The 15,694-nt window shown below is 69.4% G+C and carries 16 protein-coding genes; 10 read left to right on the top strand and 6 right to left on the bottom strand.

The window, feature by feature from the left end:
* The first annotated feature begins 58 nt into the window (after positions 1-58).
* Positions 59-412 carry an oxidoreductase gene (locus tag ACAG25_RS00615; RefSeq protein WP_370486364.1) on the top strand — a complete coding sequence of 118 codons (354 nt, stop codon included), beginning with the start codon at positions 59-61 and terminating at the stop codon, positions 410-412.
* Here the strand turns inward: ACAG25_RS00615 and ACAG25_RS00610 are convergent.
* Complete coding sequence (locus ACAG25_RS00610) at positions 409-1,926, bottom strand: leucyl aminopeptidase (RefSeq protein ID WP_370486362.1); 1,518 nt, start codon at positions 1,924-1,926, stop codon at positions 409-411. The genes ACAG25_RS00615 and ACAG25_RS00610 overlap by 4 nt on opposite strands.
* A 41-nt stretch (positions 1,927-1,967) precedes the next feature.
* On the opposite strand from ACAG25_RS00610, the gene gcvT reads away from it, so the two are divergent.
* Complete coding sequence (gcvT, locus tag ACAG25_RS00605; RefSeq protein WP_370486361.1) at positions 1,968-3,065, top strand: glycine cleavage system aminomethyltransferase GcvT; 1,098 nt, start codon at positions 1,968-1,970, stop codon at positions 3,063-3,065.
* A 53-nt stretch (positions 3,066-3,118) separates the two neighbouring features.
* Positions 3,119-4,222 (top strand): branched-chain amino acid aminotransferase, encoded by a 1,104-nt coding sequence (locus ACAG25_RS00600; RefSeq protein ID WP_370486360.1) that lies wholly within the window; start codon positions 3,119-3,121, stop codon positions 4,220-4,222.
* Here ACAG25_RS00600 and ACAG25_RS00595 read toward each other — a convergent pair.
* From ACAG25_RS00595 to ACAG25_RS00585, 3 genes are read right to left on the bottom strand one after another with little or no spacing between them, the layout of a single operon-like run.
* On the bottom strand, positions 4,215-4,946 hold the full coding sequence (locus tag ACAG25_RS00595; RefSeq protein ID WP_370486359.1) for an adenosylcobinamide-GDP ribazoletransferase: 732 nt from the start codon (positions 4,944-4,946) through the stop codon (positions 4,215-4,217). The genes ACAG25_RS00600 and ACAG25_RS00595 overlap by 8 nt on opposite strands.
* 1 nt (position 4,947) lies before the next feature.
* Entirely contained in the window at positions 4,948-5,991 is a 1,044-nt protein-coding gene (cobT, locus tag ACAG25_RS00590; protein WP_370486358.1) for a nicotinate-nucleotide--dimethylbenzimidazole phosphoribosyltransferase, read from the bottom strand.
* An 8-nt stretch (positions 5,992-5,999) separates the two neighbouring features.
* Positions 6,000-6,695 (bottom strand): DUF3043 domain-containing protein, encoded by a 696-nt coding sequence (locus tag ACAG25_RS00585; protein WP_370486357.1) that lies wholly within the window; start codon positions 6,693-6,695, stop codon positions 6,000-6,002.
* Positions 6,696-6,793: 98 nt separating this feature from the next.
* Here ACAG25_RS00585 and ACAG25_RS00580 point away from each other — a divergent pair, with 98 nt between their 5' ends.
* Entirely contained in the window at positions 6,794-7,855 is a 1,062-nt protein-coding gene (locus ACAG25_RS00580) for a glycerate kinase (RefSeq protein WP_370486356.1), read from the top strand.
* 91 nt (positions 7,856-7,946) lie between these two features.
* Positions 7,947-8,306 carry a HesB/IscA family protein gene (locus ACAG25_RS00575; RefSeq protein ID WP_370486355.1) on the top strand — a complete coding sequence of 120 codons (360 nt, stop codon included), beginning with the start codon at positions 7,947-7,949 and terminating at the stop codon, positions 8,304-8,306.
* 24 nt (positions 8,307-8,330) lie between these two features.
* Here the strand turns inward: ACAG25_RS00575 and ACAG25_RS00570 are convergent, their stop codons facing one another.
* A complete protein-coding gene (locus ACAG25_RS00570; protein WP_370486354.1) occupies positions 8,331-8,990 on the bottom strand; it encodes a hypothetical protein in 660 nt (219 codons plus the stop codon).
* A 216-nt stretch (positions 8,991-9,206) separates the two neighbouring features.
* Between ACAG25_RS00570 and ACAG25_RS00565 the strand changes: the two genes are divergently transcribed.
* Entirely contained in the window at positions 9,207-10,181 is a 975-nt protein-coding gene (locus ACAG25_RS00565; protein ID WP_370486353.1) for a carbohydrate kinase family protein, read from the top strand.
* Here the strand turns inward: ACAG25_RS00565 and asnB are convergent.
* Positions 10,178-12,115 carry an asparagine synthase (glutamine-hydrolyzing) gene (gene asnB, locus ACAG25_RS00560; RefSeq protein WP_370486352.1) on the bottom strand — a complete coding sequence of 646 codons (1,938 nt, stop codon included), beginning with the start codon at positions 12,113-12,115 and terminating at the stop codon, positions 10,178-10,180. The two genes, ACAG25_RS00565 and asnB, sit on opposite strands and share 4 nt — an antisense overlap.
* A gap of 140 nt (positions 12,116-12,255) precedes the next feature.
* Between asnB and ACAG25_RS00555 the strand changes: the two genes are divergently transcribed.
* From ACAG25_RS00555 to ACAG25_RS00540, 4 genes are all read left to right on the top strand, one after another.
* A complete protein-coding gene (locus tag ACAG25_RS00555) occupies positions 12,256-13,308 on the top strand; it encodes a cytochrome c oxidase subunit II (RefSeq protein ID WP_370486351.1) in 1,053 nt (350 codons plus the stop codon).
* An 8-nt stretch (positions 13,309-13,316) separates the two neighbouring features.
* Entirely contained in the window at positions 13,317-13,736 is a 420-nt protein-coding gene (locus ACAG25_RS00550; protein WP_370486350.1) for a cytochrome c oxidase subunit 4, read from the top strand.
* Between the two features lie 177 nt (positions 13,737-13,913).
* A complete protein-coding gene (locus ACAG25_RS00545) occupies positions 13,914-14,789 on the top strand; it encodes an MmpS family transport accessory protein (RefSeq protein WP_370486349.1) in 876 nt (291 codons plus the stop codon).
* Positions 14,790-14,802: 13 nt separating this feature from the next.
* Positions 14,803-15,450 carry a DUF2561 family protein gene (locus ACAG25_RS00540; protein ID WP_370486348.1) on the top strand — a complete coding sequence of 216 codons (648 nt, stop codon included), beginning with the start codon at positions 14,803-14,805 and terminating at the stop codon, positions 15,448-15,450.
* Positions 15,451-15,694: the final 244 nt, after the last annotated feature.

Here is a 15,694-nt window from a genome sequence, read left to right as displayed (position 1 = left end):
ACTATCGAAAACGCCGGTTTGCCGGCATCCGTCGTCTCCGATAGGAAGGAGCGCCCAGGTGGGACTGTTCGACAGGCTTCGGGGTCGACGTCGCACACGGGGCGCCAAAGGCTCCGACCCGGCGGCGGACCTGCGTTACCTGCAGCGGTGGGTCGCCGAACACCACGGGGTGGAGGCCTTCGTCGAACCGAAGACCACCGTCACCGACGTGACCGTCGTGCTGGTCGCCGCCGACGGCGAGTGGACCCGGCGCAAGACCGGCGGGGACGCCGGGGCGCGCCGGCTGTCCAAGCAACTGAACATCCCGGTCTACGACGTCCAGAAGGTCGGCTACCCGCAACGGATGCGCGACTACGACGCGCGCCGACGTATCGAACGCAAGCGCGCCGCCCGCGAAGAGCTCGAAAGCTAGCCGTTGGCCGCGATATCCTCCAGGACCGCGAACAACGTCCGCGTCGGCACCCCGGTCCCACCCTTGCCGGTGTAGCCCCACGGCCCGCTCGAGTTGTATGCCGGGCCCGCGATGTCGATATGCGCCCACTGAACGTCGTCTGCGACGAACTCACGCAGATACACCCCGGCGACCAACATGCCCGCGTAGCGCGACGAGCTGACGTTGGCCAGGTCGGCGACGGTGGACTTCAGGTCGTCCTTGAGTTCCTCCGGCAGCGGCATCGCCCAGGCGTTCTCGCCGACTGCCTGCGAGATCGACGCGACGCGGTCGCGGAACTCGTCGCTGCCCATCACGCCGGGGGTGCGGGAACCCAGGGCGACGGTCTGCGCTCCGGTCAGCGTCGAGGTCTCGATCAGATAATCCGGTTTGTCCTCACACGCCCGCACGATCGCGTCGGCCAGGATCAGCCGGCCCTCGGCGTCGGTGTTGAGCACCTCGACGGTGATACCGCCGTACTGCGTCAGCACATCTCCGGGGCGTTGCGCGGTCGACGACGGCATGTTCTCGGCCATCGGCACGGTGGCGATGACGTCGATGGGCAGCTTCTGGCGGGCCGCCAGGACCACCGTGGCCACCACGGCCGCAGCACCGCCCATGTCCGAGGTCATGTGGTGCATGTTCGCGGCCGGCTTGATCGAGATGCCGCCGGTGTCGAAGGTGATGCCCTTACCGACCAGTGCGACGGTCTTGGCATCCGACCCGGTGCCGCCGCGGTGGGTCAGTCGGACCAGGCGCGGTGGACGTGACGAGCCCTTGCCGACACCGACGATCCCGCCGAAACCCTGATCGGTCAGCGCCGCCTCGTCGAGGACCTCGACCTCCAGACCCGCCGCCTCGCCCAGAGTTTTTGCGCGCGTGGCGAATTCGTCGGGGTACAGGTGGCTGGGCGGGGTGTTGACGAAGTCGCGGGCGGTGGCCACCGCCTCGCCGATCGCGGCGGCGCGTGCCGCGGCGGTCTCGGCGTCGGACTGCGTGGTCATCGCGACGATCGACGAGACCGGCGCATCCTTGGGTGCGGTCTTCTCGGAGCGGAATGCGGTGAACCGGTAGGCGCCGAGCACCAGTCCCTCGACCGCGGCGGACAGGTCGAGCGCCGAGAGCGTGGTGTAGACCGTCTTCACGCCGGACAGCGCGCGCGCTGCGACACCGGCGGCCCGCCGGACGGTCTCGGCGGGCACGTCGTCACGGCGCTTGCCCAAGCCGACGGCCAGCACGCTGTCCACCGGCAGGCCCGCGACGACCACCCGGGTCACCTGCTCGGCGCCGCCCTTGGCGCCCAGCGCCGCGAGGGCGTTCTCGATCTCACCGATCTGCTCGGCGCCGAGGAATCCCGTGTCGACGACGGACGCGCGGGACTCGTCGTCACCCGCACTGACCACCGGAACGATCAGGACCGAGGACGCGACCGGCTGCTCGGGAAGCGCGGCGGCGACGGTGACGGACGGGGACTGGTAACCGACTTCGGTGCTCACGGGCACCCAGCCTATCCACTCGACCACTAGTGTGGTTCGCCGTGAGCGACAACCTGTTGGCCGGGCCCCTGGAGGATCGACACCGCGAGCTCGGCGCCAGCTTCGCCGAGTTCGGAGGCTGGCTCATGCCCGTGTCCTACGCCGGCACCGTCGCCGAGCACACCGCCACCCGCACCACCGTCGGCCTGTTCGACGTCAGTCACCTGGGCAAGGCGCTGGTGACCGGTCCAGACGCCGTCGGCTTCGTGAACTCGGTGTTCACCAACGATCTGCGCCGCATCGGTCCCGGCAAGGCGCAGTACACCCTGTGCTGCACCGAACAGGGCGGAGTGATCGACGACCTCATCGCCTACTACGTCTCCGACGACGAGATCTTCCTGGTGCCCAACGCCGCCAACACCGCGGCCGTCGTCGCGGCGCTGCAGCAGCACGCGCCCGCCGGGATCACCGTTTCCGACGAACACCGGTCGCGGGCCGTGCTCGCGGTCCAGGGCCCGCGCTCGGCCGACGTCGTGGGCGCGCTGGGACTGCCCACCGACATGGACTACATGGGCTACGCCGACGCGACCTTCGACGGGGTCGACGTGCGTGTGTGCCGGACCGGATACACCGGTGAGCACGGCTATGAACTCCTGCCGTCCTGGGACGACGCCGCGGTGGTGTTCGATGCTCTCGTCGAGAGGGTGCAGGCCGCCGACGGACAGCTGGCCGGTCTGGGTGCCCGCGACACGCTGCGCACCGAGATGGGTTATCCGTTGCACGGCCACGAGCTGTCGCTGGACATCTCGCCGGTGCAGGCCCGCTGCGGTTGGGCGGTCGGGTGGAAGAAGGACGCGTTCTGGGGACGTGAGGCGCTGCTCGCCGAGAAGGAAGCCGGGCCGCGACGCACCCTGCGGGGTCTGCGCGCACGGGGCCGCGGCGTGCTGCGCGCCGGACTCGACGTCGTCGACGGTGACCGTCGCGTCGGCTTCACGACGTCGGGCACGTTCTCGCCGACACTGAAGATCGGCATCGCGCTGGCACTGATCGACACCGACGCCGACATCGCCGACGGCGCGACGGTGGCCGTCGATGTCCGCGGACGCCTCGTCGAATGCGAGGTCGTCAAGCCGCCGTTCGTGGACACCAAGACCCGCTGAGCCCCGCTGTCGGGGGCGAAAATCCGCTGGCCCCCGGGTTATACAATCGCTCCATGACTGAAGCCCTCGAGTTCACCGTCGATCGCTCCGCGAACCCGGCGAGTGACGAGGTGCGCGCGCAGATTCTGGCCAACCCCGGTTTCGGCAAGTACTACACCGACCACATGGTCACGATCGACTACACCGCCGGCAAAGGGTGGCACGACGCCCGGGTGGTTCCCTACGGTCCGATCCAGCTCGACCCGTCGGCCATCGTCCTGCACTACGCGCAGGAGGTCTTCGAGGGACTCAAGGCCTACCGCTGGGCCGACGGCTCGGTCGTGTCGTTCCGCCCCGAGGCCAACGCGGCACGGTTGCGCGCGTCGGCGCGCCGGATCGCCATCCCCGAACTGCCCGACGAGGTGTTCATCGAATCGTTGCGGCAGCTGATCGCCGTCGACGAGAAGTGGGTGCCGCCGGCCGGTGGTGAGGAATCGCTGTACCTGCGCCCCTTCATCTTCGCCACCGAACCGGGCCTGGGGGTGCGCCCGTCCGACCAGTACCGCTACATGGTGATCGCGTCACCGGCCGGCGCCTACTTCCCGCGCGGCATCAAACCCGTCAGCGTGTGGCTCTCCCACGAATACGTGCGCGCCTCTCCGGGAGGCACCGGCGCCGCGAAGTTCGGCGGCAACTACGCAGCCTCGCTGCGCGCTCAGGCCCAAGCCGCCGAACAGGGCTGCGACCAGGTGGTGTGGCTCGACGCCCTGGAACGACGCTACGTCGAAGAGATGGGCGGCATGAACCTGTTCTTCGTGTTCGGCAGCGGAGGGAGCGCGCGCCTGGTCACCCCGGAGCTGTCCGGTTCGCTGCTGCCCGGGATCACCCGAAATTCGTTGTTGCAGTTGGCCACCGACGCCGGGTTCGCCGTCGAGGAACGCAAGATCGACGTCGACGAGTGGCAGAAGAAGGCCGCGGCGGGGGAGATCACCGAGGTGTTCGCCTGCGGCACCGCCGCCGTCATCACGCCGGTGTCGCACGTCAAGCACAGCGAAGGCGAGTTCACCATCGCCGACGGAGAACCCGGCGAGATCACCATGGCGCTGCGCGACACCCTCACCGGAATCCAGCGCGGTACCTTCGCCGACACACACGGCTGGATGGCCAAGCTCAGCTGATCGCCAGCCCCAGCGCGGCCACCGTCGTGGTCACCTCGACCGCGGCGCCCACCACGTCCCCGGTCACCCCGCCGAACCGGCGGACACAATGAGCCACCAAGGCCGCGCTGCCCACCACCGCGACCAGCACCACCAGCGGTCCCTGCCACCAACGGGTCCCAGCACACACCGCCACCGCCGCCAGAGCCGCGACCCACGCGCAGACCACCCACAGCGGCTGCGTGCCCGCCGCCAACCGACCCAACGAGCTACCCGGTGCGGCCGGCACCCCACGTCGGCACGCGGCGACTGCCGCCACCCGGCCGGCTGCGACCGCGACCACCACCCCGACCAGGGTGAGCTGCGCGAAAGCCAGAGCCTGCAACAGAATCGCCGACGCAACCGCCGCGACGCCGAAGGGGCCGGCCGACCCGTCACGCATCACCGCCAGCGCCCGCTCGGCCGGTCCGTAGCAGCCCAGTGCATCGACGGTGTCGGCCAGGCCGTCGATGTGCAGTCCCCGGGTGGCCAACAGCAGCGCCGCGACCACCAAAGCTCCTGCCAACGCGCTGCCGAGCCCGAAAGCCTGCTGTCCCAGCCACAGGATCCCGGCCGCCGCCGTCCCCAACGCCAGACCCACCACCGGCAGCGCGGTCACCACGCCCCGACCGACATGCCCTGTGAGTGCGGCCGGGGTGGGGGCGACGGTGGCGAAAGCGAACGCGCCTGTGACGGAACGGATCACGTCAGCCCCCGCTGATCCCGGCTTCCTCGAACGTCGCCATCGACGCCAGGCTGCCTACCGCAGCGCGCAGCACCGGAACCGCCACCACCGCTCCGGAGCCCTCACCGAGGTGCATACCGAGGTCGAGCAGCGGTTCGAGGCCGAGGTGCCGCAGCGCCACCGAGTGCGCGGGCTCGGTCGAGCGGTGCCCGGCCTGCCACCACCGCCGGGCGCCCGGCGCCAGCCCGTCGGCGGCCAGCGCCGCCGCGGTCACCACCAGGCCGTCCAGCACCAGGGGAGTCCTGCGCAACGCGGCCTGCGCGCAGAACCCGGCCATGGCCGCCAGGTCCGCGCCACCGCAGATCCGCAGCAGCGCAACCGAATCCGCGGACAGGCCGCGTGTGCGGTACAGCGCGTCGCGGACCGCGGCGGTCTTGCGTGCCCACCCCGCGTCGTCGATGCCGGTGCCCCGGCCGACCACCGCGACGGGTTCGGTGTCGGTGATCGCGGCGACCAGTGTGGTCGCCGGTGTGGTGTTGCCGATGCCCATGTCCCCGGCGATCAACAGGTCCGCACCCCCGTCGACCTCTTCGTCGGCGATCCGTCGGCCGGCTTCGATCGCCTCGACCACCTCGTCGGGAGTCAGGGCGTCCTCGACGGCGATGTTGCCGCTGGAGCGCCGAACGCGGTGTGCTCCGATCGCCGCGGACAGCGGTTCGTCGGTGTCGACGGCGATGTCGGCGATCCGCACCGTGGCACCGGCGATGTCGGCCAGGGCGTTGACCGCGGCGCCGCCACCGTCGATGTTGGCCACCATCGCCGCCGTCACCTCCGCCGGGTACGCCGACACCCCGGCACCGGCCACACCGTGGTCACCGGCGAACACCACCACGCGCGCGCGCTCGAATTGCCGTGGCGGACACACTCCTTGACACGCGGCGACCCACGCGGACAGCTCCTCGAGCCGGCCCAGCGCGCCCGCCGGTTTGGTCAGCCGAGCCTGCCGGGCCCGCGCGGCTGCCGCGACCTGCTCGTCGGGTGCGGCGATATCGGGAAAATAAGACACCGCTGTCGTCAGCTGACGCGCGTGCCGCGCTCGACCATCGGCCGTGGCGCGCGCATCCGGCGCAGCTGGGAGGCCCGGCTGGCCGCGTAGAAGCCGAGCCGCCAACCGGTTTCGGTGTTGTCGCGGAACTTCTCGTCAACCATGCGGTTGACCTTGCGGCCCAAAATGAACCCGTCGATCACCATGATGACCACCAGCACCAGCATCGCCGGTGACAGCATCTGCTGGACCTCGACCGACGGCACGGCCAGCATCACGAAGATCAAGAACAGTGCCGACGGCATGAACAGGCCCAGCAGATTGCGGCGACTGTCGACCACGTCGCGGACATACCGGCGCACCGGGCCCTTGTCGCGGGGCAGCAGATAGGCCTCCTCGCCGGACATCATCCGGTCGCGGCGCTCACTCATCTCGATACGACGCTCGGCGCGCAACGCCTTCTTCTCCTCGCGCGACAGCTTCGGGCCGCGCATCTCCTTGCGCCGTTTACGCGCCTCCGCGGTCGTCATCGGGGCAGGGGCCACCGGACGTCGGGTGCGCGCCGCTTCATTGCGTTTGGGCGTCGGTCGGCCCTTGGGTGCGGTGGTCTGTCGGCCGGAGCGCGGCTTCTGCTGCGGCGCGGACTGCGCATCATCGTCTGCGGCGGAGGACGAGTCGTCCCCGGGGTCGCCGGCGTCGTCGTTCTTGCGGCCCAGGAGTTTCACGCCTGCCAGGTTACTGTCCCGCCCGCGCCGACCCGAATCCGCGGCCGCTGCCGGTCACCCGGCGTGCGACGGCTGTGATCAGGCCATAGTCTGCCGGGATGAGCCGCTCTGTGCTGGTCGCGCCGGACTCGTTCGGCGACAGCCTGACCGCGGTGGCCGCCGCGCACGCGATCGCGGAGGGCTGGGCCGCGGCCCGGCCCGACGACCGCCTGATCCTGGCCCCGCAGTCCGACGGCGGGCCCGGGTTCGTCGAGGTGCTGGCCGGACGGGTGGGTGAGGTGCGGACCTCGACGGTGCGCGGACCGCTCGACACCGACGTCACGGCCCACTGGGTCCTCGACCCCGATCCGCCGGTGACCGCCTACCTGGAATGCGCGCAGGCCTGCGGCCTGGCACTGCTGGACGGTCCGCCGACCGTGCAGACCGCACTCGACGCGCACAGCACCGGCGTCGGGCAGCTGATCGCCGAGGCGCAGGCCGCCGGTGCCGGTCGCATCGTAGTCGGGTTGGGCGGTAGTTGCTGCACCGACGGCGGACGGGGCCTGGTCGAGACCCTCGGCGGCCTGACGGCGGCGCGTGAGCGGCTGGCACCGGTCGAGCTGATCGCCGCCAGCGACGTCGAACACCCCCTGCTGGGACCGATGGGTGCCGCGCAGGTATTCGGCCCCCAAAAAGGCGCCGACCCCGAGACCGTCGAGGTGCTGGAAGACCGGCTGACCCGATGGGCCGCCGAGCTCGACGCCGTCGCCGGTCGCGCGGTCAGTCAGGACGCCGGCGCGGGCGCGGCCGGCGGTATCGGTGCCGCACTGCTCGCCCTCGGCGCCCGCCGAGAATCCGGTGCCGCGGTGATCGCCGCGCACACCGGGCTGGCCGACGACATCGCCTCCGTCGACCTCGTCGTCACCGGGGAAGGCCGGTTCGACGACCAGTCGTTGCACGGCAAGGTGGTCAGCGCGCTGGCAGGCGCCGCCCGTGCCCGCGGTTTGCCGGTCATCGTGCTGGCCGGGCAGGTCACCATCGACCCCGCCGTCGCCGCCGCGGCCGGCATCACCGCCGCACACTCGCTGGCCGAGCACGCAGGATCGGTGCAGCGTGCCCTCGACGAGGCCGCCGAGCAGCTGCGCGGCCTCGCGACCGAGGTGGCGACAGGCTGGGGATAGATGGGGAATACGGCCGCGAGCGGGTACGGTTGACGGAGTGGAGCCACGGGTAGGAGGGGCTCCGCCCACGTACATCCACACAGGAGATTCGATGACTGTTCAGGACGAGTCGGCAGTGCAGGCACAACACGGCGTGATCCTGACGGACGCCGCGGCCGCCAAGGCGAAAGCGCTGCTCGACCAGGAGGGGCGCGACGACCTCGCGCTGCGGATCGCCGTTCAGCCCGGCGGCTGCGCAGGCCTGCGCTACAACCTCTTCTTCGACGACCGCACCCTCGACGGTGACCTGACGGTCGACTTCAACGGTGTCGAACTGACCGTCGACCGGATGAGCGCCCCCTACGTACAGGGCGCCACCATCGACTTCGTCGACACCATCGAGAAGCAGGGGTTCACCATCGACAACCCCAACGCCACCGGCTCCTGCGCCTGCGGCGACTCCTTCAACTGATCTGACCGGGACGGCCGGTCGGTCTCAGTACTGACCGGCCGTACGCGGCAGATACGAGCACACCAGCACCTGGTCGTCGATCGACAACACCTGCGCGACGGCCTGCTCGTCGGATTCCTTGGGCTGGTTGCGTGACGACGACGTCTTCGGCGTGACCTTGATGGTGAACAGCACCTGAGCCTGCGTCGGCGACGACTGCACCATCTTGTCGATCGACGTCACCTGCGCGGTGCTGTACTGCTTGCGGAACGCGTCGCTGGACAGGCTCGCCAACGCCAGGTCCGAACGCTTCTCCTTCACCGCATCGAACAGGCCGCACAACGTGTGTCGCGCCACCGTCTCGGCGTCGCCGTTGTTCAGCGCATCGATGTAGTCCTGGATAGCCGCCTGCGCCGACGCCTCCGTCAGAGGGCCGCCGACCGGTGAGTCCTGATCGTCACCGGACAGCGCGACGGCCGTCGCCGTGCCCGCCAGCGCGAGTACCGCCACCGCGGCGATCCCACCGATCAACCACTTGCGTCGCTTCGGCGGATAGGGCAGCGGCGGCGGCAGGCCTCCCGGATACCCGCCGTCGAACGCGCCCGGATAGGGCTGCGCACCGTACTGCGGCTGCGGATAGGTCTGCGGATAGCTCTGTGGGCCCGCTGGTCCGGCGCCGTATGGGGGCGGGTAGGGACCAGACATACATGTACTCCCGAGGATCGCAGGACAGGACGCGGCTGCACGCAGGTGCCCGGCTGCTCCGCGCGGGCACTCTAGGCAGGCTAGCGCAATCAGGCGGGCAGGCTCGGGGTTGACCGGGGCGAGAACACAGCCACGCGGAAGGCGACACTATGGTGAACGGGATTCGTCGACGAGGTTCTTCGAGCCGGTGACAACAGACATGAAGGGTGGACACCTGTGACCATTGCGGTGACCGGATCGATCGCAACCGATCATCTGATGCGCTTTCCGGGGAAGTTCTCCGAGCAGCTGCTGGCAGATCACCTGCAGAAGGTGTCGCTGAGCTTCCTCGTCGACGATCTGGTGCTGCACCGGGGCGGCGTCGCCGGAAACATGGCCTACGCCATGGGCATCCTCGGCGGCAACCCCACCCTGATCGGAGCGGTCGGCAAGGACTTCGACGAGTACCGCACCTGGCTGACCAGCCACGGCGTCAACTGCGACCACGTCCTGGTCTCCGACAGCGCCTACACCGCGCGGTTCGTGTGCACCACCGACCTGGACATGGCCCAGATCGCGTCGTTCTACCCGGGCGCGATGTCAGAGGCCCGCAACATCAAGCTCGCCGACATCGCCGAACGCAGCGGCGCACCCGACCTGGTGATCATCGGCGCCAACGACCCGGACGCGATGTTCGGCCACACCGAGGAATGCCGCGCCCTGGGCCTGCCGTTCGCCGCGGACCCCAGCCAGCAGCTGGCCCGGCTCTCCGGCGAGGAGATCCGCCGGCTGATCGACGGCGCGACCTACCTGTTCACCAACGACTACGAGTGGGATCTGCTGCTGCAGAAGTCCGGCTGGTCGGAGGCCGAGGTGATGAGCCAGATCCAGCTGCGGGTCACCACGCTGGGGGAGAAGGGCGTCGACCTCGTCGGCCGGGACGGTACCTTCGTCCACGTCGACGTGGTGCCCGAAACCCACAAAGAGGACCCCACCGGCATCGGTGACGCGTTCCGCGCCGGGTTCCTGACCGGACGCGACGCCGGTCTGTCGCTGGAACGAGCAGCGCAGCTGGCCTCCCTGGTCGCCACGCTGGTCCTCGAGGCACCTGGACCGCAGGAATGGTCGTGGGACAAGGACTCCGCGGTGCAGCGGCTCAGCGCCGCCTACGGCGAGCAGGCCGGCCAGGAGATCGCGCAGGCCCTGGCCTAGAGCTGCACCGGGTAGTTCGGTTCCCGGATCGTCGGGGTCAACGAGCCGTCGACGAAGATCGCGTACCACAGCATGAAAATCAGGACCGTCCACAGACGGCGGCTGTGGTCGGCGGTGCCGCTGCGATGCTCGTCGAGCATCGTCCGGACCGCCGCCAGGTCGACGTAGTCGCCGGCGCCCGACGCTGCGACCGTCGCATACGCCCAGTCCAAAAGCTCCCCGGCGCGCAGCCAGTGCCGGATCGGTACGGGGAAGCCGAGCTTCGGCCGGTTCAGCACGTGGGCGGGCACGATCGGCTCCAGCGCGCGGCGCAACGCGTACTTCGTCGTCGAGCGGGTGATCTTCTGGTCGTACGGCAGGCGTGACGCGACCGCGAACACCTCCGGGTCCAGGAACGGCACCCGCAGCTCCAGCGAGTTGGCCATCGTCATCTTGTCGGCCTTGACCAGGATGTCGCCGCGCAGCCACGTGAACAGGTCCACGTGCTGCATCCGAGCCACCGGATCCCAGCCCTGCGAGCGCTCGTAGATCGGTGCGGTGACGTCGGTGTGCACCCACTCGGGCCGGAACCGGGGCAGCACCGCGCGCAGCTGCGTGTCGGAAAACGAACGCGCATTGCCGTAGTAGCGCTCCTCGAGCGTCAGCGAACCGCGGTGCAGCAGGCTCTTGCCGCGCATCCCCTCGGGCAGCGGCCCAGCCACCTTGCCGACCGACTTGCGCAGGCCGCGCGGCAGATAGTCGAACGGCTTCAGCGACAACGGTTCCCGGTAGATCGTGTAACCGCCGAACAGTTCGTCGGCACCTTCCCCGGACAACACCACCTTCACGTGCTTGCGCGCCTCACGGGCGATGAAGAACAGCGGGACCAGCGCCGGGTCGGCGACCGGCTCGTCGAGGTACCAGACGATCTCGGGCAGCGCGTCGACGAACTCGGCCTGGGTGACCACCTTGGTCACGTGTCGGGCGCCGATCGCCTCGGCCGAGGCCACCGCGACGTCGACCTCCGAGAAGCCTTCTCGTTCGAAACCGGTGGTGAACGTGATCAGCCGCGGATTGTGGCGCATCGCCAGCGCGGCGATGGCCGTCGAGTCGATCCCGCCGGACAGGAACGCGCCCACCGTGACGTCGGCGCGCATGTGCTTGGCCACGGAGTCCTCGAGCACCGCGGTGATCTCGTCGTAGCGCTGCTGCCGGCCCGACGCCGACGACGGGAACGGCACCGCGTCGAACGTGGGGTGGAAGTACCGGGTGGTCCGGGGTTCCTGGCCGGGGCGGATTCGCGCGTAGCTGCCCGACTCCAACCGGCGGATCCCGCGGTGCAGCGTCTCGGGTTCGGGGACGTACTGCAGCACCGTGTAGTGCTGCACCGCGCGGTCGTCGAGGGTGAGGTCGATGCCGAGCGGCTCGGCCACCGCCTGCAGACACTTCTTCTCGCTGCCCACGATCGTGCCGGCCGCGCTGGTGGCCAGATACAGCGGCTTGATGCCGAACGGGTCGCGCGCGCACAGCAGCTCCTGCTCGATGCTGTCCCACAGCGCGAACGCGAACATGCCGCGCAGGCGCGTCAGCGCGTCGGTGCCCCAGTGGTGGTAGGCGGCCAGGATCGTCTCGCCGTCGCCGTCGGTGTGGAACTCGGCGCCGTGTTCGTCGCGCAGCGCGTCGCGCAACTCCAGGTAGTTGTAGATCTCACCGTTGAACACCAGCGCGTAGCGCTGCGGCGTCTCCGGCGGCCCCCAGCGCAGCGGCTGATGGCTATGGGCGATGTCGATGATCGACAGGCGGTTGAAGCCCAGGACCACCCGGTCGTCGCTCCAGGTGCCGGGCTCGTCCGGGCCGCGATGACGCATCAGGGCGGTGGCTCCGGACACGGTGTCGACCACGTCGGAAGACACCTCGGTTGCAGGGTCGGTCACCAGGGCCAGCAGTCCGCACACCGCGCCAGTATGCCTAATCGACGAGGCTGTTCCGGTCTCACACGGCGCGGGAGGGACGGTCGCCGGGGTTCGCTGGAATCGGGTGGTCTACGCTGCGTAGTATTCAGTGCAGCCGTCGACCGCACGGCGGTCCAACGAACTTGGTAGGAGGCGCCAACGTGTCCGCTCGCGGCCTTAAGTTGGTGGCATTGTCCCTGCTCCTGGGAGGGACGGCGGTCCTGCTCAGCGGATGCAGTTGGTCAGACGTTCTCGGCCTGGGATGGCCCAAGGGCATCACCCCGGAAGCCCACCTGAACCGGGAGCTGTGGATCGGGTCGTTCATCGCCGCCCTCGTGGTCGGCGCGATCGTCTACATCCTGCTGTTCTGGACGAGCCTGTTCCACCGCAAGAAGAAGGGCGACACCGAACTGCCCCGTCAGTTCGGGTACAACATGCCGCTGGAACTGGCGCTGACCGTCACGCCGTTCCTGATCATCTCGGTGCTCTTCTACTTCACCGTCGTGGTGCAGGAGAGGATGCTGCACAAGGACCCCAACCCCGAGGTCGTGGTCGACGTCACCGCGTTCCAGTGGAACTGGAAGTTCGGCTACCAGTCGGTGAACTTCGCCGACGGCACGCTGACCTATGACGGCGTCGACAACGAACGCAAGCAGGCGGTGGAGTCGCGTCCCAGCGGCACCGACAGCCACGGCAAGGAGCGCGTCGGCGCGATCGCCGGCCTGGATCCCCAGGACCGCAGCTACCTGAACTACAACAAGATCGAGACGCTCGGTTCCTCGAACGAGATCCCGGTCCTGGTGCTGCCGAAGGGCAAGCGCATCGAGTTCCAGATCGCCTCGGCCGACGTCATCCACGCGTTCTGGGTGCCGGAGTTCCTGTTCAAGCGCGACGTGAACCCCAACCCCGAGCAGAACAACTCGGACAACAAGTTCCAGGTCAGCGAGATCATGAAGACCGGCGCGTTCGTCGGGCGTTGCGCCGAGATGTGCGGCACCTACCACGCGATGATGAACTTCGAGGTCCGAGTCGTCGAACCCAACGACTTCAAGGCCTACCTCGAGCAGCGGATGGGCGGCGCCACCAACTCCGAGGCCCTGCAAGCGATCAACCAGTCCCCGGTGGCCACCAGCACGCGCCCGTTCGACACGCGGCGCGGCGAGGGTGCGCCCGAGATTGCCCAGGCGAACAGGTAGGACCGTAGATGCATATCGAAGCCAGGTTGTTCGAGTTCCTGACGGCGTTCTTCGCACTGTCTGCCATCGTCTACGGTGCGCTGACCGCGGTGTTCGCCCAGGGCGGCGTCGAATGGGCGGGCACCACCGCGCTGACGCTGACCACCGGCCTGACGTTGATCACCGGCACGTTCTTCCGGTTCGTGGCTCGTCGTCTCGACACCCGTCCCGAGGACTACGAGGACGCCGAGATCGCCGACGGCGCCGGGGAACTCGGCTTCTTCAGCCCGCACAGCTGGTGGCCGATCTTCATCGCGCTGTCCGCGTCGATTACGGCGGTGGGGCTTGCGTTCTGGATGGCGTGGCTGATCATCGCCGGCATCTGCTTCCTCATCGCGACCGTTGCCGGGCTGGTCTTCGAGTACCACATCGGGCCCGAGAAGCACTGAGCGCGGCTGTGACCCCCGGGCCGCGCCGGACAAGGTCACAATCAGGGCATGACTTGGCCCGTAGCCGGTGCGCAACGTCTCGTTCCGGTACTCCCGTTGGGTAGTGTTGCCGGGGCACCGTCGGCCGGTCACGGCCCTCGCCGGTGCCGGACAGCCAGGCGAGAAGGACAAGCGTAGATGAGCGGGCCTAATCCCCCCGGACGCGACTCAGGTGGGGCGGATCTCCCAGGTGAGGACCCGGGGCGACCGTCCTCCGACGACGTCACCTCAGACGCCGGCGCCGACGCGTTCGACGCCGCAGCCACCGAGGACTACCCGCGGGCGTACTCCGCGCCCGAGTCTGAGCAGTTCGTCAGCGCGCCGTACGCGGCCGCCGACACGGGGCTCTACGACTACGACAGTTACGACCCGGCCGCGGATGCCGGTGAACCGCAGGATCCGCCGCGGTGGCCGTGGGTGGTCGGCGTCGTCGCCATCGTCGCGGCAGTTGCCCTGGTGGTCTCGGTCTCGGTTCTGGTGACCCGATCGGAAACCGACAACCTCGCCACCCCGCAGCCGACGACGTCGCTCCCTCCGGTGCAGGACGAGTTCACCACCACCACGACGACCCCGCCCCCGCCGGAGACCACCGAGGCGCCCCCGCCTCCGCCACCGCCCCCGCCGCCGGAGACCGTGACCGTCACCGAACCGCCGCCGCCTCCGGCCACCACCGAGGCGCCGCCTCCGCCGCCGGCGACCAGTGAGGAGCCACCGCCTCCGCCGCCCACGACCACGCGGGCCGGTCCACGCCAGGTGACCTATTCGGTCACCGGCACGAAGGCCCCCGGCGACATCATCACTGTCACCTACATCGATGCGTCGGGCCGCAGCCGCACCCAGCGCAACGTCTACATCCCGTGGTCGTTGACCGTCACCCCGATCTCGCAGTCCGAGGTCGGTTCGGTGCAGGCGTCCAGCCTGTTCCTGGTGAGCAGGCTGAACTGCTCGATCACCACGAGCGACGGCCAGGTCCTGTCGTCGAACACCAACAACGCTGCCCAGACCAGCTGCTAGCGAGCCACAGTTGATGACATCTCTGACGGACTCCGCGAGTCGATCGCGGACCCCCTTCGACCCGTTCGCCCTGGAACGTAACGACCGCCTGCTGCTGGCCGGTTGTGCCGTCGCGTGGCTGGCCGCGCTGGGTGCCGCGGTGGCTGCGACCGTCGCGCTGGTCGATCTCGCGCGCGACCACGCGCACTCGTCCGGCGACTCCGGTACGCCGTGGGTGCTCTATGTCGTGATCGCGGTGTCGGCTGCGGTCATCGCAGCCGCCGTGCCTCTGCTGTTGCGCGCCCGCAAGGTCACCGAATCACATGCCGAGGCACCGGCGCCTCCGGTCGAGGAAGCGGTCAGCGAACCCGTCCGCGGCGCGGACGCCCCGACGGAGAAGTTGCGTGTCGCACCGCAGCCCGCCGCGCCGCCGGTTCCGTCACGCCCGACGCAGGCGGTGGAGCCTCCGTTGGTCGCCCAGATCTGGTTCCGCTGCCCGACGTCTCTCGTGGCCGCTATGGGCGTGGCCACCCTGCTGATCGGCATCTCGACGTACCTGATGGCCGTCGGCAACGACGTCGTGGCGTGGGTGCTGTACGTCATCGCGGCGCTGGTCACCCTCGCCATGGCCGCGATCCCGTGGTACTTCCTGCGCGAACTCGGTGCCGCGCTCGACTCCTGAGCTTCGGCCCCGGCCGGCTCTGGTTGGCCCTGAGGGCCCTGCGGGCCCTGGTTGGGCCTGCGCGAAAGTGCCGTCAGCGTCGCTGACTCCGCCATCTGGCTACCGTGACGGCACTTTCGACGCGACAGTCCGTGGTTTGGTGCGGTGGGTGTCGTCGAGTGTGCGGTGGTGGCGGTAAACGGGCTGTTTTTCCGCCCTGAGTGCACGTTCGGTGAGGGCGCGCAGCCGCCGCAGTGGGGGAGGG

It is taken from the genome of Mycobacterium sp. pV006 (genome assembly GCF_041287115.1).
In the GTDB taxonomy this organism is placed as follows: domain Bacteria; phylum Actinomycetota; class Actinomycetes; order Mycobacteriales; family Mycobacteriaceae; genus Mycobacterium.
This window is presented reverse-complemented; position numbering and strand designations above follow the sequence as displayed.